The sequence below is a fragment of the Blattabacterium cuenoti genome, from assembly GCF_014251315.1.
In the GTDB taxonomy this organism is placed as follows: Bacteria; Bacteroidota; Bacteroidia; order Flavobacteriales; family Blattabacteriaceae; genus Blattabacterium; species Blattabacterium cuenoti_AJ.
This window is the reverse complement of sequence record NZ_CP059185.1, coordinates 412,494-433,799: the sequence shown is the minus strand read 5'-3', so window position 1 is coordinate 433,799 and position 21,306 is coordinate 412,494. Positions and strand designations below refer to the sequence as shown.

Sequence of the window (21,306 nt, the reverse complement as noted above, 5' to 3'; positions counted from 1 at the left end):
AATTTTTTATGAATTTTTTAAAAAATATTAATGTTCCAATAAATACGGAAACTGTAGATCGTGTTCAATTGGAAAAAATATCGGGAAAAAATATATATGAAACTATATGCATATTAGAAAATATATGTCAGAAAATCAATAATCAAATTAAAAAAGATTTAGATTCTAAATTAGAAGAATTCAATTTTTTGAATAAAAATAATTTAGAAGAAATCTTTGAAAATAAAGAACAAATTGAATTATCAAAATTATATGAAAAACTACCAAAATCTACATCTATTTCTATTCAATATTTATTAAATGGAAAAATAAAAGTTTGATTATTTTATTTTTCTATGAAAATCTTTTATAAATTTTTCTAGTCCTATATTAGTTAATGGATGATTTAATAAAGAATAAATAACATTTATAGGAGAGGTAACAGCATGTATACCAATTTTGGAACATTCTATAATGTGTAAAGAATGACGTATAGAAGCTGCCAATATTTTGGTATCAAAATCATAATTATCATACACATTTTTTATTTCTTGTATCAGATTTAATCCATTATAAGACACATCATCTAATCTACCCACAAATGGAGAAACGTAATTAGCTCCAGCCTTAGCTGCTAGTAGAGCTTGTCCTGTAGAAAAAATGAGAGTGCAGTTTGTTTTAATCATTTTATTAGAAAAATATTTAATGGCCTTGATTCCATTTTTTGTCATAGGAATTTTGACCACAATTCTGGGATGGAGAAGTGAAAGTTTTTCTCCTTCTTTAATCATATCAATATAATTAGTGCTGATAACTTCTGCACTTACATTTTCATCATTTTTTAAACGTTCACATATAGATATATAATGTTTTTGAATTTCTTTTTGATTTGAGACAGATTCCTTTGATATCAAAGATGGATTTGTTGTGACTCCATCTAACATCCCCAATGATCTCGCTTCATCTATTTCTTTTAAATTAGCTGTATCTATGAAAAATTTCATATTTCTTTTTTGTACTAAAAATATAAACAAATTTATATATATTATTATTCATACGAATAAAGAACTTTTATTGTTTTTTCTTTAGGAAATTAATATTGAACAGAAAAATCTGTAAATTTATTTATTTATAAATACGATTATGCATTTTGATGTTATTATTTTAGGTAGTGGTCCTGGAGGTTATGTAGCTTCTATACGTGCAGCACAACTTGGAATGAAAACTGCTATAGTAGAAAAAGAATCTCTTGGAGGTATATGCCTAAATTGGGGTTGTATTCCTACTAAATCACTTTTGAATAGTGCCAAAATTTTGCAATCTATAAAGAAAAATGGAGAATTGTTTGGGATAAAAAATGAAAATATTGAAATAAATTATCCTGAAATTATTTCTAAAAGTAGAAGAATCGTAGATCAAATAAAAAAAGGGATTTTATTTTTGATGAAAAAAAATGGAGTTCATGTTATCTATGGAAATGCACAGTTAAAGAAAAGAAAAAAAATAGAAATTTTTAAAAATGAAAAAAGTATAGGAGAATACTCTGCTTCACATATTATTATTTCTACTGGAGCTATTCCTAAAATAGATACAGAAATTCAATATGATCGAAAAAAAATTATAACATATAAAGAAGCTCTGTCTCTCTCTTCATTACCAAAAAAAATGATAATTATAGGGTCTGGTTCTATAGGATTGGAATTGGCTTATTTTTATCATTCTATGGGAACAAAAGTTACTATTATAGAAATATGTCCTAAGTTATTTCCTAGTGGAGATGATGATATATCTGATTATTTGAAACGTTGTTTTGATAAAATAGGAATTAAAAGCTATGTATCTTCTAGTATAAATCAAATTATATATAATACTGAAAATAATGAAGTAATCATTGATATTAAAACATTATCATTGAAAAATCTTGTATTAAAAGCAGATACGATCCTATATGCAATAGGAGTTGTTCCCAATGTTAAACATATCGGACTGGAAGAAGTAGGAATTCAAACAGAAAAAGGATTTATAGTTGTAGACGAAAATTATCGTACAAATATAGATGGATATTATGCTATTGGAGACGTAATTAAAACTCCTTCTTTAGCTCATGTAGCCTCTAATGAGGCCATAAATTGCATTGAAAATATCAAAGGTTTAAATTGTAAAAAAATAGATTATAATAATATTCCAAAATGTGTTTATTCACTTCCTGAAATAGCTTCAGTAGGTTATACAGAGAAAGAATCTAAGGAGAAAGGATTTCAAATAAAAGTAGGAAAATTTCCTTTTAGCGCTTTGGGTAGAGCTATTTCTGATGAGAATACGGATGGTTTCGTAAAAGTTATTTTTGATGATAAATATGATGAGTGGTTAGGATGTCATATGATAGGAAATCATGTTACAGATTTGATTCCAGAAGTAGTTGTTGCTAGAAAATTAGAATCAACCAGTCATGAAATTTTGGAGAGTATACACCCTCATCCTTCATTAAGTGAATCTATTATAGAATCTATAGCTCATGCTTATGGAAAAGCTATTCATTTATAAGTCTTTCAATTAAGAAATACACTTCTTTCTTCTATATTTCCACACATATATTCGTTTTGTTGTGTACTTAATACGGATAATAGAATACCTATTTTTCTTATGTCTCATATACTGTGTTTTTTTTGCATGGAATTCATAACTTTTATTATTTTATGATACATATTATATTGTTTGGACCACCAGGTTGTGGAAAAGGAACTCAAGCTAAAATCATATCAAATAAATTTGGTTTCATTCATCTATCTACTGGAATGATATTCAGAGATCACATGAAAAAAAAGACTAATTTAGGAAAATTAGCTAGTTGTTATATTAATAAAGGAATATTAGTTCCTGATATAATTACTACAAATATGTTAAACATAGAAATTCAAAAACATTTTAAGGCTAAAGGAATCATTTATGATGGATATCCTAGAACTAAAAATCAAATTTTCTCTTTAGAAGAAGTATTAACTAAATTTTGTCTAGGTGAGATTAATATAATTTTCTATTTTTTTATTCAAAAAAATTTGATAATAAATAGATTATTAAAAAGGGGAAAGACGAGTTATCGTAATGATGATACAGATATTATGACAGTTCAAAGAAGAATAAAAGAATATGATCAAGAAACTTCTTTGATATGGAATAATCACAAATGGAAAAATAATATAATAAAATTGAACGCTTCTTTATCTGTAGATAAAATTTCTATTTTTATAGAGAAAAAAATCATAAATCTGTTATATTAATATATTATGAAAAATGATTTTGTTGATTTTATAAAAATTTATTGTAAAAGTGGAGATGGAGGAATAGGATCCGTACATTTTTATAGAGATAGGCGTACAATCAGAGGGGGACCTGATGGAGGAACAGGAGGAAAAGGAGGGGACATCATTATTAAAGGAAATTCTCACATTCATAATTTTTTACATTTAAGATATCATAAACATTGGATAGCTAAATCCGGATCTCCAGGAAAAGGAAATAATATAACTGGAGCAAACGGAAATAATTTATTGATAGAAGTTCCTATAGGAACCGTAGTAAAAGATGAAAGGAAAAATATAATAATGGAAATAACCAAAGATTTTCAGGAAGAAATTTTATTTGAAGGAGGAAAAGGAGGAAAAGGAAATGCTTTCTTTAAAAATTCAATTCATCAATCTCCTTGTTATGCACAACCGGGAATCAAAACAAAAGGAAATTGGGTTTTTTTAGAATTAAAAATTTTGGCCGATGTAGGATTTATAGGTTTTCCTAATACTGGTAAATCTACTTTACTTTCTACAATTACAAAAGCAAAACCAAAAATAGGAAATTTTGCTTTTACAACTAAAGTACCACATATAGGTGTAGTAGAGATAGGTTTTAATTCTTTTTTAGTAGCGGATATTCCTGGAATTATAGAAAAAGCATCTGAGGGGAAAGGTCTTGGACATTATTTTCTAAGACATATAGAACGAAATACCGTTTTGTTATTTTTAATTTCTTCAGATACAAGTGATAAAAAAAAAGAATATTTTATCTTGTTAAATGAGTTAAAAAAATTTAACTCAAGTCTTTTAAAAAAAAAACGTTTACTAGCGATATCTAAATCAGATTTAATAAATAATGAAAAAAAAAGAGAAATAAAAGAATTCTTTGTAAAATTAAAAGAAAATATTATTTTCATTTCCTCTTTTACAAAAGAGGGATTATCAGAATTGATAAAAATATTATGGAAGTTAATTAAAGAATGATTAGGAACAAGATAGTTTCCGTTCTACAATATCTTTATTTATATCTAATGTGGATTGAGTATTTTCTATATCAAACATATAATCTAAAAATATTTTTTCACAAAATATACGTAGTCCTCTAGCGCCTAAACCTAGTTGAAAAGTCTTGTCTACTATAATATTTAGTGCTTCGTCTGTAATATTCAAAGATATATGATCCATATCAAATAATTTTTGATATTGTTTTATTAAAGCGTTTTTTGGTTCTAATAAAATATTTTTTAACATGCTTTTGTTTAATGGTTTTAAATAAGTAACAACAGGAAATCTTCCTATAATCTCAGGAATTAATCCAAATTTTTTTAAATCTTCAGAAAGAATATTTTTTAAATAATTTTTTTTTCTATTTCTTTTATTTTGAGTGATATGAGTAATAAAACCTATAGGCATTTTTTCTATTCTATCAGAAATGATTTTTTCTATTCCATCAAAAGTTCCTCCAGCTATGAACAATATGTTTTCTGTATTTATTTGTATCATTTTTTGATCTGGATGTTTTCTTCCTCCTTGTGGAGGAACATTAATAACGGATCCTTCCAATATTTTGAGTAGAGCTTGTTGTACTCCTTCTCCAGATACATCTCGAGTAATAGAAGGATTATTACTTTTTCTAGAAATTTTATCTATTTCATCCAAAAAAATAATTCCTTTTTCAGCAGAATTTATATCATAATTCACAGATTGTAATAATTTTGTTAAAATAGATTCCACGTCTTCACCTACATAACCTGCTTCAGTTAGTGTAGTAGCATCGGCAATAGCAAAGGGTATTTTCAAAAATTTTGATATACTTTTTGCTAATAAAGTTTTTCCTGTTCCTGTTTTTCCAATCAATAATACGTTAGATTTATCTATTTCTACATTTGTTAAATCTTTATTATTATATTGTTGAATACGTTTATAATGATTATAAACAGCGACAGATATGATTTTTTTTGCTTCATTTTGTCCTACAACATACTGATCTAAAAAAGATTTTATTTCTTTGGGTTTTTTGACTTTTTTAAAATTGTTATTGTATTTATGAGTATTTTTTTCTAAAATTTTTTTGTGAATAATGGAATAAGTTTTTTCTATGCAGAAATTACAAATATGTCCGTTAATCCCTGATACAAAAAAAGTTGTATCATTTTTATTTATTCCACATAAATTACATTTTAATGAATTTTTCATAAATACCCATTCTTTTTTTTAGATTTACATATTATATAATAACATATATAAACATAAAAGGAGCAAGCTTTACTACATCACATCGCTACAACCTGACTACCTTTGCTGTGTTCCCACCCTGGAGGATTTTACAGGGAGCTGATTGTGTAGGACTTGCTCCAAGTTTGGTAAATATAAAAAAAAAATCATAAATTCTCATTTTTTTGAATGAGAATTCTCTGTTATTAATAATAGGGGTAATATCTTCTGTTGAATTTGGTTATTTTATTTTTTATAATGGAAACAAAATATATTTTTGTTACAGGAGGAGTAACCTCCTCATTGGGAAAAGGAATAGTATCCGCTTCGTTAGGTATGTTATTAAAAGCTAGGGGATATAAAGTTTCTATATTAAAGTTAGATCCTTATTTTAATATAGATCCAGGAACTTTAAATCCCCATGAACATGGTGAATGTTTTGTAACTAAAGATGGAGCAGAAACAGATTTAGATTTAGGACATTATGAACGATTTTTAAATCAATCTACAACGAAAGAAAATAACGTAACGTCAGGTTTAATCTATAAAACCGTGATAGATAATGAAAGAAAAGGATTCTATTTAGGAAAAACAGTACAAGTCATACCTCATATTACTAATGAGATTAAAAGACGAATTAAAATTCTTGGAGAATCTAAAAATTATGATATTGTTATTACTGAAATAGGAGGGACTGTAGGTGATATTGAAAGTTTACCTTATGTTGAATCAGTACGTCAATTAAAGTGGGAATTAGGAAAGTTTAATGGTTTAGTTATTCATTTGACATTACTTCCACATATTGCAGTTACTGGAGAAATCAAAACAAAACCAACGCAACATTCTGTACGACATTTAATGGAAAATGGAGTTCAAGCAGATATTCTAGTGTGTAGAACAGAAAAACATATATCCAATAATATTAGAAAAAAGTTAGCTTTATTTTGTAATGTAAAACCAAAGCATGTTATTGAATCAATAGATACTAAAATTATATATGAAATACCTTGTTTATTACATCTACAAAATTTTGATGAAGCAGTATTAAATCATTTGAATTTATCTACCATTACTATTCCGGATTTAAAAAAATGGAAAACTTATATTAAAAAATATAAAAATCCAAAATATGAAATTAAAATAGCATTAGTTGGAAAATATGTTTCTTTGCATGATTCTTATAAATCCATAACAGAAGCTTTAATTCATGCAGGAACAGAAAATGAAACTTATGTTGATATAAAATGGATTTATTCAGAAATGATTAAAGAAAAAAATATAAAAAAATATTTTAAAGGAATTTCAGGAATTTTGATCGCTCCAGGATTTGGAAATAGAGGAATAGAAGGAAAAATACTTGCAGCAAAATATGCTAGAGAAAATAAAATTCCATTTTTTGGAATATGTTTGGGAATGCAAATTGCTGTAATAGAATTTGCTAGAAATGTATTAGGATTAAAAAAAGCAGAAAGTCATGAAACAAATCCAAAAACATCTTATCCAGTAATAAGTTTAATGGAAAAACAAAAAAAATTAACTCATACAGGAGGAACAATGCGTTTAGGGGATTGGAAATGTACTCTTTTAGAAGGTTCTAAAATATTTTCTATTTATGGAGGAAAAAAAGAAATCTTTGAAAGACATCGTCATAGATATGAATTTAATAATGATTATTTAGAATGTTTCTCCAATGCTGGAATGAAAGTAGTTGGAATAAATCCGGATACGGGTTTAGTAGAAGCATTAGAATTAGAAAATCATATTTTTTTCTTGGGAGTTCAATATCATCCAGAATATCAAAGTAGAGTGACAAATCCACATCCTTTATTTACTACTTTTATACAAGTATCTATAAATTCTCAGAATTATTCTTATATATGAAGGATAAAAATTTAGATTACAATTCTATAATAGGATTAATTCTTATATCATTTGTTTTAATAATTTTTACCTATATCAATAACAATAACAGTAATTTCAGAAAACAAGATTTTAATCGTAAAGAATTTTTTACAAAAAAAGAAATTTTTATCACAGAAAAGGATAAAAGGAAAAAAAATAATTTTTTTTTGTTAGAAAACAATGTTTTGAAGCTTAAAATATCTAGCTTAGGAGGGGGAATTAATGAAGTTTTATTAAAGAAATATAAGGCATATGATTCTTTATTATCATATCATGCTAAAAATCTTTATTTAATAAAAAATTATAGTTTTTTATACAAATTATCTTTTCTTAATCAAGAAGGATTAAATATTGATACAAATACTTTATATTTTCAACCTTTTTCTTTAGAAAAAGATGAAATATCGGGAATTCAAACTCTTATTATGCGAGCTAAAAATCCTTATGGAAAAGGATTTTTAGATTATATATATACAATAGGAAAAAAAAACCAATATGATATTGGTTTTTCTATACAAACTAGAAATTTTCCTTTTTTTAAAAAAAAAGGATTTTATTTAAATTTAGAACATAAAATGCTATCCTTAGAAAAGGATAGAGATTGGGAAAATTCTTATACTCAAGTATATTATTCTGTTTCTAATGATAATTCAAATGGTTCTTCTGCTTCTGTAAAATATTTGTCTGAAAAAAAAACGGAAGATATAAATATATATAAAGCAAATTGGATTGCTCATAAACAACAGTTTTTCTCTTTTATTTTTGTTCCTGAGAAAGTATTGAAAAATGTTTTTGTTAGATCTGAAAATTTTTCTTCAGGATCTTTTTTAAAAAAAATTCAATTTCGAACATTTATAAACACGGAAAAAAATAAAGAATTTCATCTTTCTTTTCGTCTTTATTTTGGTCCCTTAGATTTGAATTTGTTAAAAAAATATCAAAATGGATTTGAAAATATTATTCCATTTGGATGGGGTTTCCTTAAATGGATCAATAAGTATTTTTTTTTAATAGTTTTTCAATTTTTGGAGAAAACAAATTTAAATTATGGACTTATTATTGTTTTGATGACTATAGTTGTAAAACTTATACTATCTCCAATTACTTATAAACAATATAAATTAAGTGCTATGATGAAATTAATTCGTCCAGAGATAGAAAAATTAAATTATAAATATAGAGAAGATGTTTTCAAAAGACAAAGAGCTATTATGGAGTTGTATCATAATGTAGGAATTAATCCAATGTCTGGATGTATTTCTGCATTATTTCAGATTCCTATTTTTTATTCTTTATTTAAATTTTTTCCTACTTTAATTAATTTGAGAGGAAAATCTTTTTTTTGGGTTGAAGATCTTACTTCATATGATTCAATTTTAAAATTGCCTTTTTTTATTCCTTTTTACGGAAATCATGTGAGTTTACTTACTTTATTGTATTCTTCTGCATTGTTATTTTATACAAAATTGAGTAATAATGGGAAAAGAGATTTTTCTCAAAAAGAAAGTGATATTTCTTCTATTCCTAATATGAATTTTATATTATATTTAATGCCTATTGTTATGCTTTTATTTATAAATAGCTATGCATCTGCTTTATCTTTATATTATTTAACATCTAATATGATTAATATTGGATTTTTCTTTTTCATTAAGGAATTAATGTTGGATGAAAAAAAAATTTTTGAAAAAATTCAGGAAAAAAAAATTATAAAACGTAATTCTTGGAAAAAGATAATCAAAGAAATATCAAATAAAAGGGATAGAAATGCTACGGAATAAGAAATTTTATTTCTTTGTGATAAAAAAAATAGAATTTTTTATTTAATTCAACAATTAAAAAACCTTGATCTGTTATAGATCGTATTATTCCGATAATATAATTATTTGTTTTATAAACATAAAAAAAAGCACTTTTATCTTTTAAGTATAGGTGTTTGATATAATATTCTCGTATAAATTTCTCTCCATGAGTTATAAAAAGAAGATATTCTTCTTGAATAAAGTATATAATGCTATAAAAAAGATAATCTAAATCAAAATCTAGATTGAAAATCTTTTTTAAAGAAGAGGCATTCCATTCTTTTTTAAATTCTTTTTGATAAACATTTAAACCTATACCAATAATAGTAGTATGAATTTCTTGTGAAAAAAAATTATTTTCTATTAAAATTCCACTTACTTTTTTATCATCAATAATAATATCGTTGGGCCATTTAATCCAAATTTTTTTTTTATTTTTTGGATTATAATATTTAGACAAAGTTTTATGTATAGCATTGCTTGTAATAACATTCATGATATATATTTTTTTTATATATAAAGTTTTAATAGGTTTAAAAACAATGCTAAAAGTCAAATTCTTTTTGTTTTCCGTATGCCAAAAATTTTTGTTCATTCCTATTCCTTTGGTTTGATTCATCGTCCAAATAACTATCCAATTATATTTTTCATAAATATATTTTTTTGCATATTGATTTGTAGAGTTGGTTTCTTTTAATATAATTAGATTGATAGGCCAAATAAATTTTTTCAAAATGTTTTATATTGGAAATTAACTTCTTTAAAACGAAAACCTTATTTTTGTTTTTTGAAATAAATTTAATAAATGCTGATTTATTTAACAATATTAAAAAATAATTTTTGTTTTGCTATTAGATAAAATTATAGAAGGAATTCAAATGGTTAAAGGAGAAAATATATCTATTATAAATTTAAAAGATAGAAGGAATTTTATTTGTGATTATTTTGTTATTTGTAATGGAGATTCTAATAATCAAGTATATGCTATTTTTCAATCTATAGAGAAAATCACGATAGAAAAATTCCAAAAAAAACCTTGGCATATAGAAGGGTTAAAAAATAAAGAATGGATTTTAGTTGATTATATTTCTATTGTTGTTCATATTTTTCAAAAAAAATTAAGATTACATTATGATATAGAGAATCTTTGGAGTTAAAATTCATAAAAAATATAACTAAGGTTTTTATTAAAAATTAAGTAATGAAGAAACCTATATGATAGATAAAAAAATAAAAAGTAAAAATAACTTTTTTTGGGTATATGCAGTCATATTTTCCATATTTGTAGGAATATTTTTTTTTAAATCTTCTTTTTCGAATCCCAGAAAAATAGATCAAGATACTTTTTTTGACATCCTGTCAAAAGGAGAAGTGCAAAAAATAATAGTAAAACATAGAGAAATAGTATATGTTTATTTAAAAAAAGAATTTTTATCATTTAATAATTCTACTCGAAATATTATTAGAAATAATGAAAATGAAAGAAGATTCATAACACAGCCATTACAATATGAATTTGAAATAGGAGATTTGCAATTTTTTCAAAAAAAATTTGAAGAGTATAAAAAAAAATATAATTTAAATACTCTTATTGATTTTAAAAATCAGCAAGAATATACCATTACTAAATTTTTCTTTGATTATGGTATATTTTTCATATTATTAATTATTTTCTGGATTTTTTTATTTAAGAGAATAGGATCTACAAGTGGAGGTCCTGGAGGACAAATATTTAATATAGGAAAATCTAAGGCTAGATTATTTGATGAAAATGATAATGTAAAAATAACGTTTAAAGATGTTGCTGGATTAGAAGGAGCTAAAGAAGAAGTTCAAGAAATAGTTGAATTTTTAAAAAGTCCTAAAAAATATACTAAGCTTGGAGGAAAAATTCCTAAAGGAGCTTTATTGATAGGACCACCAGGAACAGGAAAAACCTTATTGGCTAAAGCTGTGGCTGGAGAAGCAAAAGTTCCATTTTTTTCTTTATCAGGATCAGATTTTGTAGAAATGTTTGTAGGAGTCGGGGCTTCTAGAGTAAGGGATTTATTTGAAAAAGCTAAGGAAAAATCTCCATGTATAATATTTATCGATGAAATCGATGCTATAGGAAGAGCTCGTGGAAAAAGTAGTATAGCTGGATCAAATGATGAAAGAGAGAATACTTTAAATCAACTTTTGACAGAAATGGATGGGTTTGGTACTCATACTAATGTAATCGTATTAGCTGCGACTAATAGATCTGATATTTTAGATAAAGCTTTACTTCGTCCTGGTCGTTTTGATCGTACTATATTAGTAGATCCTCCAGAGTTAAATGAAAGAAAAGAGATTTTTCGTGTACATCTTAAAAAATTAGTATTATCTAATAACGTAGACACAGATTTTTTATCAAGACAAACTCCAGGATTTAGTGGAGCGGATATTGCTAATGTTTGTAATGAATCAGCTCTTATAGCGGCAAGAAGAGATAGATCTCAAATAGAAAACCAGGATTTTCTTGATGCAATAGATCGTATTATTGGAGGTTTAGAAAAAAAGAATAAAATCATAAAACCAAATGAAAAAAAACGAATTGCTTATCATGAGGCTGGACATGCAACAATAAGTTGGTTGCTCGAACATGCTTCTCCTTTAGTAAAAGTCACCATAGTTCCAAGAGGAAAATCATTGGGATCTGCATGGTATCTCCCAGAGGAAAGACAATTAACAACTCCTGAACAAATGAAAGATGAAATATGTGCATTATTAGCAGGAAGATCGGCAGAAGAAATTATTTTTAGTAGCATTTCTACTGGAGCTCTAAATGATTTAGAAAGAGTAACTAAACAAGCTCAATCTATGGTAGCTATTTTTGGATTGAATGAAAAAATTGGAAATATTTCTTACTATGATTCTACAGGACAAAATGAATTTTCTTTTTCTAAACCTTATAGCGAAAAAACTGCTCAAATTATAGATGAAGAAATATCTAAGATTGTAACAGAACAATATCAAAGAGCTAAAAATATATTGAAAAACAATGAAAAAAAATTATCTATGTTGGCCAATGAATTATTGGAAAAAGAAGTTATTTTTAGAGAAGATTTGAAAAAAATATTTGGAGAAAGACCTTATCCTGATGAAATTGGTGATATGTTAAGTTCTGTTAGTAATATATCTTCTCCTTAATTTTTTTTATTTTTGTTTAAAGTATGTATAATGAAACAAAAGAAGGATTTAGACTTACTGATAAGATTTTTTACCGGTTTAATTTATGTTACTTCAATTATTTTTTCTATAGAAAAAGGAGAAAGAACTTTTAGAATTGTAATGATGATGTTGTCTTTTTTTTGTTTATTTGAATTTTTATTAATATTAAAAACTAATACAACTTTGATTAAAGTTACTTCTTTATTTTTTTTACTTCCTATTCTTATAGATTTTTTTGTGAAAAAAGAAAAGGGTTTCATTCCATATATAATTTGTTTTATTCCTTATTCTATAATCTTTCTTGTTATTCAACTATTCTCTGATAAATATTCTCATAAAGAAAAAATAGTACAAGCCAGTCATCTAATTTTTGGATTGGCTTATATTATTATGCCATTTTATTTAGCATCTTATATATATACTATGATTCTTCATGGAAAACAATTAATTTTAGGTATATTTATTTTAATATGGACAAATGATTCTTTATCCTATTTAATAGGAAAAAAATGGGGGAAAAGAAAAATAGCTACATCTATTTCTCCTAAAAAATCAATGGAAGGAGTTATTGGGGGGTTGTTTTTTTGCATCATGTTAGGATTTTTGTTATACAAAATATGGGGTAAAAAATATTGGTTTATTTTATCTTTTACTGTTCCTATTTTTTCTACCATTGGTGATCTTGTAGAATCTACTATCAAAAGATCTTATAGTGTAAAAAATTCTGGAATTTGGTTTCCTGGACATGGAGGTTTTTTAGATAGATTAGATAGTTTTATTTTTGTAATCCCTATTATAGCTACTGTAGTAGCTAGCATTGTTTATATTTTTTAAATAAAATTGTAAAAATATTCATGATTTATTTATAATAAAATCTTATAATCATGATTCATAAAGAAGGAATTCCATTTTTAGGATACGTACTAGTAATACTATTATTGTTAGTAATTTTTTCTTTCTTTTTATTATCTCGATTAATTTGTATCTCCATATCAGTATTTTCCATTATACTTTATTTTTTCTTAATTTTCTTTTTTAGAAATCCAAAAAGAAATTTTTATGAAATTCATAAAAAAAGTTATAATAAAGAAATAATTATTTCTCCTGCTGATGGAAAAATTTTAAATGTGAAAAAAATTTTTGAAAATGAATTTTTAAAAAAAAACTGCATATGCATTTCCATTTTTATGTCTCCTTTTAATGTACATGTTAATAGATTTCCTGTTTCTGGAAAAATTATTTATGTAAAATACCATCCTGGAAAATATATCATGGCTTGGCTTCCTAAATCTTCCTCATATAATGAGCATACAACAATAGTAGTGGAAACAAATAAAGGAGAACAAATATTATTTCGACAAATAGCTGGTTTTTTGGCTAGACGCATTATTCTTTATGCGAAAAAAGATTCTATAGTAAAAAAAGGAGATGAATTTGGTTTTATTAAATTTGGATCTCGAGTTGATGTTCTCTTACCATTAAACTCTATAATTTTAGTGAAAAAGGGAGAAAAAGTTACCGGAGGAGAAACTAAAATCTCCATTATTCCATCATGAAATACTCCCTTTTTCATCAATTTTTTTATTTTACTTCTTCATAATCTACATCTTGTACATTTTCATTTCCTTTGCTACTTTTTTCTTCATCTTCTTTTTCTTTTTTATTTGATTGATTATTTTTATTTTCTGTATTATAAATTTCTTTAGAAGCATTAGTCCAAGCCTCGTTTAATTTTTTCATATAATTTTCAATAGAAACGAAATCTTTTTTAGAATGAGCTGTTTTTAATTTTTCTAAAAAATTTTCTATATTTTTTTTATTATTTTCAGATAATTTGTTTCCGTAATCTTTCAATTGCTTTTCTGACTGAAAAATTTGATTATCTGCAGCATTTAGGTTTTCGATTTCTTTTTTTATTTTTTCATCTTTTATAGCGTTTTCTTTTGCTTCTTTTTTCATTTTTTCTATTTCTTCTTGATTTAAACCGGAAGAAGTTTCAATACGAATAGATTGTTCTTTTCCTGTTCCTTTATCTTTTGCAGAAACATTAAGGATTCCATTAGCATCTATATCGAAAGTTACCTCAATTTGAGGAATTCCTCTAGGAGCTGGAGGAATATCTACTAAATCAAATCGACCTATTTCCTTATTATCGTTGAACATTGGCCTTTCCCCTTGTCCTACACGTATAGTTACGGCTGATTGATTATCAGATGCTGTAGAAAAAATTTCTGATTTTTTGGTGGGTATTGTAGTATTAGATTCAATGAGTTTAGTGAAAACTCCACCTAAAGTTTCAATTCCTAAAGATAAAGGAGTAACATCTAATAGCAACACATTTTGTACATCTCCTGTTAATACTCCTCCTTGTATAGCAGCCCCAATAGCTACAACTTCATCTGGATTTACACCTTTAGAAGGTTTTTTCCCAAAAAATTTTTCTACTTCTTCTTGCACTTTTGGTATGCGAGTAGATCCTCCTACTAAAATTACTTCATCTATATTTTGAGTTGTTAAATTTGCATCTTTTAATGCTTTAGAACAAGGATGAATAGAACGTTGTATTAATTTTTCTGACAATTGTTCAAATTTTGACCGAATTAAGGTTAAAACTAAATGTTTAGGGCCTGATTCTGTAGCAGTAATATAAGGAAGATTCACCTCCGTTTGATTTGAAGAAGATAATTCTATTTTAGCTTTTTCAGACGCTTCTTTTAAACGTTGCAAAGCCATAGGATCTTTTCTAAGATCTAATCCTTCTTTAGATTTAAATTCATTTGCTAAATAATTAATGATAACTTGATCGAAATCATCTCCCCCTAAATGAGTATCCCCATTAGTGGACAGCACTTCAAAAACTCCATCCCCTAACTCTAGAATAGAAACATCAAAAGTCCCTCCTCCTAAATCGTATACAACTATTTTTTTATTTTGATTATTCTTATCTAAACCATAAGCTAAAGCAGCTGCAGTCGGTTCGTTTATAATTCTTTCTACTTTTAATCCCGCTATCTCTCCAGCTTCTTTAGTAGCTTGTCTTTGTGCATCGTTAAAATAAGCAGGGACCGTGATTACGGCTCTATTAACTTCCTCTCCTAGATAATCTTCTGCTGTTTTTTTCATTTTTTGTAAAATCATTGCAGATATTTCCTGGGGTGCATATAATCTTTTTTCTATATCAACCCTAGGAGTATTATTTCCCCCTTTTATAACTTTATAAGGTATATGTTTTAATTCCTCAGTGACTTCTGAGTACATTCTTCCCATAAATCTTTTGATTGAAAAAATAGTTTTTTGCGGGTTAGTTACTGCTTGCCTTTTAGCAGGATCTCCTATTTTTCTTTCTCCTCCTTCTACAAAAGCTACTATAGATGGAGTCGTTCTTTTTCCTTCTGAGTTAGGAATCACAATAGGATCATTGATTTCCATTACAGCTACACAAGAATTTGTTGTTCCCAGATCTATGCCTATAATTTTACTCATTTTTAGTACGTTTTTTCATATGTTAATTTCATTCAATAGCACTTCTTCAATCATTATGCCATAATGAAAATAAAACCTTTACAAATAAAGGATAGATGATGTATGACAATAAAAAGCTTTTATAAAAAAAGTTTTTTATGACAAAAAGTCATTTATTAAAAATTTTTAAAATTCCTTATATTGATAAGATCAAATCAAACACAATATGGATTATTTGAGTTTTAAAACGATTTCGGCTAAAAAAAATTCAGTGGTCAAATATTGGATAATAATAGATGCAACTAATCAAATTTTAGGGAGATTATCTACTAAAATTGCTTGTATTATAATGGGGAAACATAAACCTTTTTTTTCCCCACATATCAATTGCGGAGATCATGTAATCGTTATTAATTCCAATAAAATTAGACTTTCTGGAAAAAAATGGAATGATAAAAAATATATTTATTATACTGGTTATCCCAGTGGAAAAAAAATTATTCCCATTAAAAATTTGTTTAATAAAAATTCAAGAAATATAATATATAAATCAGTTAGAGGAATGTTACCTAAAAATCGTTTAGGACGCTTAATATTTAAAAATCTACATGTATATCCAGAATCTAAACACAAACATGAAGCTCAAAAACCTATTTTATTGAAATTGAAAAAATCATGATACATACTATAGGAAGAAGAAAAAGGTCTCTCGCACGAATATATTTAAAAACAGGAAATGGATTGATAACTATTAATTCTAAAAAATTAGATCAATATTTTCCAGTGTATCTTCATAAAAAAATACTGTATCCTATTGAGATAATAAAAAAATTAAGTCATTTTGATATAAATGTAAAAGTTTTTGGAGGGGGATTTAATGGTCAAGCGGAAGCAATTCGTCTTGCTATATCTCGTGCGCTTTGTCAAGTTGATATGAAAAATAGAAGTAAACTAAAATCTGAAGGCTTATTAACTCGTGATTCTAGAGAAGTAGAAAGGAAAAAATTTGGTCAAAAAAAAGCTAGAAAAAAGTATCAATTTTCAAAACGTTAGAAATTAAATTAACAAACATATAATGAAAATCAATACTCAAGATTTATTAAAAGCTGGTGTTCATTTTGGACATATTGCACGAAAATGGAATCCTAATATGCGTACTTTCATTTTTATGAAAAAAGGAGGAATTCATATTATAGATTTATCAAAAACAATTTCAAAATTAGAAGAAGCTTGTAATGAGTTAAAAAAAATAGCAATAAATGGAAAAAAGATATTATTGGTAGGAACCAAAGATCAAGCTAGAGAAAAAGTTGCTTTTTATGCAAAAAGTATAAATATGCCTTGTATAACAGAAAGATGGTTAGGAGGATTGCTTACAAATTTTACAACGATTCGTAAGTCTGTAAAAAAAATGAATAATATAGAAAAAATGAAAAAAAATGGGACTTTTGATACTTTGTCCAAGAAGGAAAGATTATTAATTGACCGATTATATGCTAAATTATATAAAAATTTAGGAAGTATTTCAAATATGAATCATATACCAGGTGGTATTTTTTTGGTAGATCCTAATAAAGAAAAAATAGCTTTGACTGAAGCTAAAAAATTAAGAATACCTGTATTTGCCATGGTAGACACTAATACAGATCCTAATGATATTCAATACCCTATCCCTTCTAATGATGATTCTTCTAAGTCTATAGATATTATTCTAAAATTTGTATCAGAAGCAATTCAACATGGAATTTCTATTAATAAAAATGAACGTGAAAACAAAAATTTTACAAATAAAAAATTATGAAAGTTTCTGTAAAGGAAATTTATAAACTTAGAAAAATAACAGGAATTGGAATTATGGATTGTAAAAAAGCATTAGTTGATTCTAATGGGGATATCAATGAAGCAATCCGTTTTTTAAGAAAAAAAGGAGAAAAAATAGTAATCAATCGTTCTTCGTATCAAATGAAGGATGGAGCTCTTATTGCTTCCGTTAATTTGAATCATTCTTGTGGAACAATTATAGGAATTAGATGCGAAACTGATTTTTTATCTAAAAGCCATGAATTTCTGGATTTTTTATCCATACTTTCGAAAAAATCGTTATTATTTAATAATAAAACTGATTTTTTGAATAGTTCATATAATAACAATGAAAATATTCGGGAAATGATTGTAAGTAAAATGGGGGTAGTAAAAGAAAAATTAGAATTAAAAATTTTTGAAAAAATTGATTCTCCATTTGTTATAAATTATACTCACAATACTAACAAAATTGCATCATTAGTTGGGTTTTCCTCTGAAATAAATATATCTGTGGCTAAAAATATAGCGATGCATGTGGCTGCCATGAATCCTATCGCTATTAATGAAAAAGAAATTCCTGATTCATTAATCAATGAAGAAACCGAAATTATTAAAACCCAAGTTGAAAAAGAGAATATATCTGATTCTATAAAAAAGAAAATAATTCAGGGAAAAATTAAAAAATTTGTATGGGATAATACTCTTTTAAATCAAAAATTTATAAAAAATAATAAAATAACTGTTCAAAAATATTTGGATAAATATGATAAAAATTTAAAAATAAATATCTTTAAAAGAGTAAGTTTTAATTGTTGAATGAAATGAAAAAATTGATGTTAATAATTCTAGATGGTTGGGGTTTATCTTCTTGTCAAAAAAATTATTATTGTTCCGCAATAGAACAAGCTTCTACTCCATTTATAGATTATTGTTCTATAAATTATCCTTATAGTAAACTAAAAGCATCAGGAACCGATGTTGGATTACCTAAAGGGCAGATGGGTAATTCAGAAGTAGGTCATATTAATTTAGGATCTGGTCGTAAGATTATTCAGAGTCTAGAAAAAATTAATACTTCTATAAGAAAAAATTCGCTTGCAAAAAAAATAAATATTTTTTTTGATAAAATTTTTTTTTCTAGAAAAAGAATTCATTTTATTGGATTATTATCTGATGGAGGTGTTCATTCACATATGAATCATCTTTTTTATTTTCTTAAAATAGCTCACGAAAAAAAAATAAAAGATGTTTTTATCCATATTTTTACAGATGGAAGAGATTCTCCTCCAAAAAAAAGTATTTTTTATATAAAAGAACTTTTAAATGTGACTAATAAATATGTAGGAAAATTATGTTCCGTTATTGGAAGGTATTATTCTATGGATCGTGATCATAAATGGGAAAGAACTAAAAAAGCATATGATGCAATGGTTCATTCAAAAGGAATATATACTAGAAATATCGTTTCTTCTATAGAAAAATTATATACTGATGGAGTAACAGATGAGTTTATGTCTCCTTTAATAATTGTTGATGAAAATGAAGTTCCTGTTTCAAGAATAAAAAATGGAGATGTCGTTTTTTGCTTTAATTTTCGTTCTGATCGTTCCAGGCAAATTACAGAACTTTTGACGGGGAATAATATTCCTTTTTCAGGAATAGAAAAATTAAATTTATCTTATTACATAACTATGACTTGTTTTAATCCTAAATATAAAGGAGTACATGTTCTTTTTGAAAAAGAATATTTGTCGGATACTTTGGGGGAAGTTTTAGAAAGGGAAGGAAAACAACAAATACGTATAGCTGAAACAGAAAAATATCCACATGTTACTTTTTTTTTCTCAGGAGGAAGAGAAACTCCTTTTAATCGAGAAGTAAGAATTTTATGCCAATCTCCTAAAGTTCCTACTTATGATTTAAAGCCTGAAATGAGTGCCGAAAATATTGTGAAAAAAATTATTCCGGAATTAAAAAGAAAACAATCAGATTTTATTTGTTTAAACTTTGCCAATCCCGATATGGTTGGACATACTGGTAAAATGAAAGAAACAATAGAAGCATGTGAGTTTGTTGACAGATGTGTAAAATGTTGTTCTGAAGAAGCTATGAAAAATTCATATACAGTTATTATAGTGGGAGATCATGGAAATGCAGACTATATGATAAATTCAGATGGAACCCCTCATACAGCTCATACCACATCTTTAGTCCCTTTTATTATTTTAGGTAAAAATATAAAAAAAAAAGATCTTCTTTTAAGAAAAGAAGGAGTTTTATCAGATGTAGCTCCTACCATTCTACAATTAATGGAATTACCTATTCCTAAAATTATGAGTGGAACTTCTATAATCATAAAATATCATAAAAAATAATTTTATTTTGATACAGTTGAAAACTATTGAAGAAATAATTTTAATCAAAAAAAGTGCTTTTTTAGCCTCCAAAACATTAGGAATGTTAGCTAAAGAAGTAAAACCAGGGATTAATACTCTTTATTTGGATAAACTTGCACAAAATTTTATTTGTGATCATGGTGGTAAACCTGCTTTTTTAGGATTATATAATTTTCCAAATACTTTGTGTGTTTCTCCAAATCATCAAGTTGTACATGGAATTCCTGATCAAAGGCCCTTATGTGAAGGAGATATATTATCTATAGATTGTGGAGTTTATATGAATGGATTTTATGGAGAACATGCTTACACTTTCGAAGTTGGAAAAGTCTCTCGTAAGACAAAAGAATTTTTGGATTGTTCTAAAAAATCTCTTTACATTGGAATATCTAATTGCAAATATGGAAATAGTATTGGAGATATAGGTTACTCAATACAATCTTTTATTGAAAAAAATGGTTTTAATGTAGTAAAAGATTTTGTGGGTCATGGAATTGGAAAAAATATGCACGAAGATCCTAAAATTCCAAATTTTGGAAAAAGAGGAAAAGGTTTAAAATTAAAGGAAGGGTTAGTTCTTTCTATAGAACCAATGGTAAATATTGGCTCTTCTGAAATCGTTTTTCAAAAAGATGGATGGACGGTAACTACACTGGATAATAAAATTTCATCTCATTATGAACATAATGTAGCCATTGTGGATGGATTGCCTTGTTTACTTTCAACTTTTCGTTATATTTACAAAGAACTTAATATTAAATCATTAGAAGAAGATCTATTTCAGAATCAAAAAATTCATATTGATAATCTTTAGTATTAATTTTATTTTTTTATAAGTTTTGTAATTTATTATTAAATAGCATAATTTGCATTTTTAAATATAGGATATGCCTACTATACAGCAGTTAATTAGAAAAGGACGGACTTCTGTTTCTAAAAAACGGAAATCTGTAGCTTTAGAATTTTGTCCTCAAAAAAGAGGAGTATGTACTAGAGTTTATACTACTACACCAAAAAAACCCAATTCTGCTATGCGAAAAGTAGCTCGCGTTCGGTTTACAAATGGTAGAGAAGTAATTACTTATATTACAGGAGAAGGACATAATTTACAGGAACATTCAATTGTTTTGGTTAAGGGGGGTAGAGTTAAGGATTTACCCGGTGTAAAATATAAAATAGTACGGGGAGCTAGAGATACAGCTGGAGTTAATGGAAGAAAAAAAAGTAGAAGTAAGTATGGAGCTAAAATAGTGAAAAAAGATTAAATTA

21 protein-coding genes and 1 other RNA gene are annotated in these 21,306 nt (G+C 26.2%); 17 read left to right on the top strand and 5 right to left on the bottom strand.

The genetic code is table 11. The annotated features are described in order from the left end of the window. The first annotated feature begins 8 nt into the window (after positions 1–8). Positions 9–320 carry a hypothetical protein gene (locus H0H74_RS02115; RefSeq protein ID WP_185849063.1) on the top strand — a complete coding sequence of 104 codons (312 nt, stop codon included), beginning with the start codon at positions 9–11 and terminating at the stop codon, positions 318–320. On the opposite strand, the gene fsa is transcribed toward H0H74_RS02115, so the two are convergent. After that, positions 321–983, bottom strand: coding sequence for a fructose-6-phosphate aldolase (gene fsa, locus H0H74_RS02110; protein ID WP_185849062.1), 663 nt, complete (start codon positions 981–983; stop codon positions 321–323). A gap of 139 nt (positions 984–1,122) precedes the next feature. On the opposite strand from fsa, the gene lpdA reads away from it, so the two are divergent. From lpdA to obgE, 3 genes are all read left to right on the top strand, one after another. After that, positions 1,123–2,523: a dihydrolipoyl dehydrogenase gene (gene lpdA / locus H0H74_RS02105; protein WP_185849061.1), complete on the top strand. Its 1,401-nt coding sequence runs from the start codon at positions 1,123–1,125 to the stop codon at positions 2,521–2,523. A 152-nt stretch (positions 2,524–2,675) separates the two neighbouring features. Beyond that, positions 2,676–3,257, top strand: a complete 582-nt coding sequence (locus tag H0H74_RS02100; RefSeq protein WP_185849060.1) for a nucleoside monophosphate kinase — start codon at positions 2,676–2,678, stop codon at positions 3,255–3,257. Positions 3,258–3,263: 6 nt separating this feature from the next. Next, positions 3,264–4,250, top strand: a complete 987-nt coding sequence (gene obgE / locus H0H74_RS02095) for a GTPase ObgE (RefSeq protein WP_185849059.1) — start codon at positions 3,264–3,266, stop codon at positions 4,248–4,250. Here obgE and clpX read toward each other — a convergent pair whose 3' ends face one another. Continuing rightward, on the bottom strand, positions 4,251–5,462 hold the full coding sequence (clpX, locus tag H0H74_RS02090; protein WP_185849058.1) for an ATP-dependent Clp protease ATP-binding subunit ClpX: 1,212 nt from the start codon (positions 5,460–5,462) through the stop codon (positions 4,251–4,253). A 57-nt stretch (positions 5,463–5,519) separates the two neighbouring features. Beyond that, positions 5,520–5,621, bottom strand: an RNA gene (ffs, locus tag H0H74_RS02085) — signal recognition particle sRNA small type. A gap of 117 nt (positions 5,622–5,738) precedes the next feature. Here ffs and H0H74_RS02080 point away from each other — a divergent pair. Next, positions 5,739–7,361, top strand: coding sequence for a CTP synthase (locus H0H74_RS02080; RefSeq protein ID WP_185849057.1), 1,623 nt, complete (start codon positions 5,739–5,741; stop codon positions 7,359–7,361). Further along, positions 7,358–9,163 (top strand): YidC/Oxa1 family insertase periplasmic-domain containing protein, encoded by a 1,806-nt coding sequence (locus H0H74_RS02075; RefSeq protein ID WP_185849056.1) that lies wholly within the window; start codon positions 7,358–7,360, stop codon positions 9,161–9,163. Before H0H74_RS02080 ends, H0H74_RS02075 begins: the two co-directional genes overlap by 4 nt. Here H0H74_RS02075 and H0H74_RS02070 read toward each other — a convergent pair. After that, positions 9,153–9,917, bottom strand: a complete 765-nt coding sequence (locus H0H74_RS02070; RefSeq protein WP_185849055.1) for a biotin--[acetyl-CoA-carboxylase] ligase — start codon at positions 9,915–9,917, stop codon at positions 9,153–9,155. The two genes, H0H74_RS02075 and H0H74_RS02070, sit on opposite strands and share 11 nt — an antisense overlap. Before the next feature lie 112 nt (positions 9,918–10,029). On the opposite strand from H0H74_RS02070, the gene rsfS reads away from it, so the two are divergent. Genes rsfS through H0H74_RS02050 form a run of 4 tightly spaced genes read left to right on the top strand, consistent with a single transcriptional unit; the run spans position 10,030 to position 13,932 of the window. Then, the gene (gene rsfS, locus H0H74_RS02065; protein WP_185849054.1) at positions 10,030–10,341 is read left to right on the top strand and encodes a ribosome silencing factor; all 312 of its coding nucleotides are present in this window, start codon (positions 10,030–10,032) and stop codon (positions 10,339–10,341) included. Between the two features lie 58 nt (positions 10,342–10,399). Further along, positions 10,400–12,355, top strand: coding sequence for an ATP-dependent zinc metalloprotease FtsH (gene ftsH / locus H0H74_RS02060; protein ID WP_185849053.1), 1,956 nt, complete (start codon positions 10,400–10,402; stop codon positions 12,353–12,355). Between the two features lie 30 nt (positions 12,356–12,385). Next, positions 12,386–13,210, top strand: coding sequence for a phosphatidate cytidylyltransferase (locus H0H74_RS02055; protein WP_185849052.1), 825 nt, complete (start codon positions 12,386–12,388; stop codon positions 13,208–13,210). Between the two features lie 50 nt (positions 13,211–13,260). Continuing rightward, the gene (locus H0H74_RS02050) at positions 13,261–13,932 is read left to right on the top strand and encodes a phosphatidylserine decarboxylase family protein (RefSeq protein WP_185849051.1); all 672 of its coding nucleotides are present in this window, start codon (positions 13,261–13,263) and stop codon (positions 13,930–13,932) included. Positions 13,933–13,957: 25 nt separating this feature from the next. Here H0H74_RS02050 and dnaK read toward each other — a convergent pair whose 3' ends face one another. After that, positions 13,958–15,859: a molecular chaperone DnaK gene (gene dnaK / locus H0H74_RS02045; protein ID WP_185849050.1), complete on the bottom strand. Its 1,902-nt coding sequence runs from the start codon at positions 15,857–15,859 to the stop codon at positions 13,958–13,960. A 205-nt stretch (positions 15,860–16,064) separates the two neighbouring features. Here dnaK and rplM point away from each other — a divergent pair, with 205 nt between their 5' ends. From rplM to rpsL, 7 genes are all read left to right on the top strand, one after another. After that, on the top strand, positions 16,065–16,517 hold the full coding sequence (gene rplM, locus H0H74_RS02040; protein ID WP_185849049.1) for a 50S ribosomal protein L13: 453 nt from the start codon (positions 16,065–16,067) through the stop codon (positions 16,515–16,517). Continuing rightward, complete coding sequence (gene rpsI / locus H0H74_RS02035) at positions 16,514–16,891, top strand: 30S ribosomal protein S9 (protein ID WP_185849048.1); 378 nt, start codon at positions 16,514–16,516, stop codon at positions 16,889–16,891. The genes rplM and rpsI overlap by 4 nt, the downstream gene beginning before the upstream one ends. 22 nt (positions 16,892–16,913) lie before the next feature. Then, on the top strand, positions 16,914–17,639 hold the full coding sequence (rpsB, locus tag H0H74_RS02030; RefSeq protein WP_185849047.1) for a 30S ribosomal protein S2: 726 nt from the start codon (positions 16,914–16,916) through the stop codon (positions 17,637–17,639). Then, positions 17,636–18,457 (top strand): translation elongation factor Ts, encoded by an 822-nt coding sequence (tsf, locus tag H0H74_RS02025; RefSeq protein ID WP_185849046.1) that lies wholly within the window; start codon positions 17,636–17,638, stop codon positions 18,455–18,457. Before rpsB ends, tsf begins: the two co-directional genes overlap by 4 nt. A 5-nt stretch (positions 18,458–18,462) precedes the next feature. Then, positions 18,463–20,016 carry a 2,3-bisphosphoglycerate-independent phosphoglycerate mutase gene (gpmI, locus tag H0H74_RS02020; RefSeq protein WP_185849045.1) on the top strand — a complete coding sequence of 518 codons (1,554 nt, stop codon included), beginning with the start codon at positions 18,463–18,465 and terminating at the stop codon, positions 20,014–20,016. Between the two features lie 7 nt (positions 20,017–20,023). Further along, entirely contained in the window at positions 20,024–20,851 is an 828-nt protein-coding gene (map, locus tag H0H74_RS02015; protein ID WP_185849044.1) for a type I methionyl aminopeptidase, read from the top strand. A 73-nt stretch (positions 20,852–20,924) separates the two neighbouring features. Beyond that, the gene (rpsL, locus tag H0H74_RS02010; RefSeq protein WP_185849043.1) at positions 20,925–21,302 is read left to right on the top strand and encodes a 30S ribosomal protein S12; all 378 of its coding nucleotides are present in this window, start codon (positions 20,925–20,927) and stop codon (positions 21,300–21,302) included. Positions 21,303–21,306 lie beyond the last annotated feature (4 nt).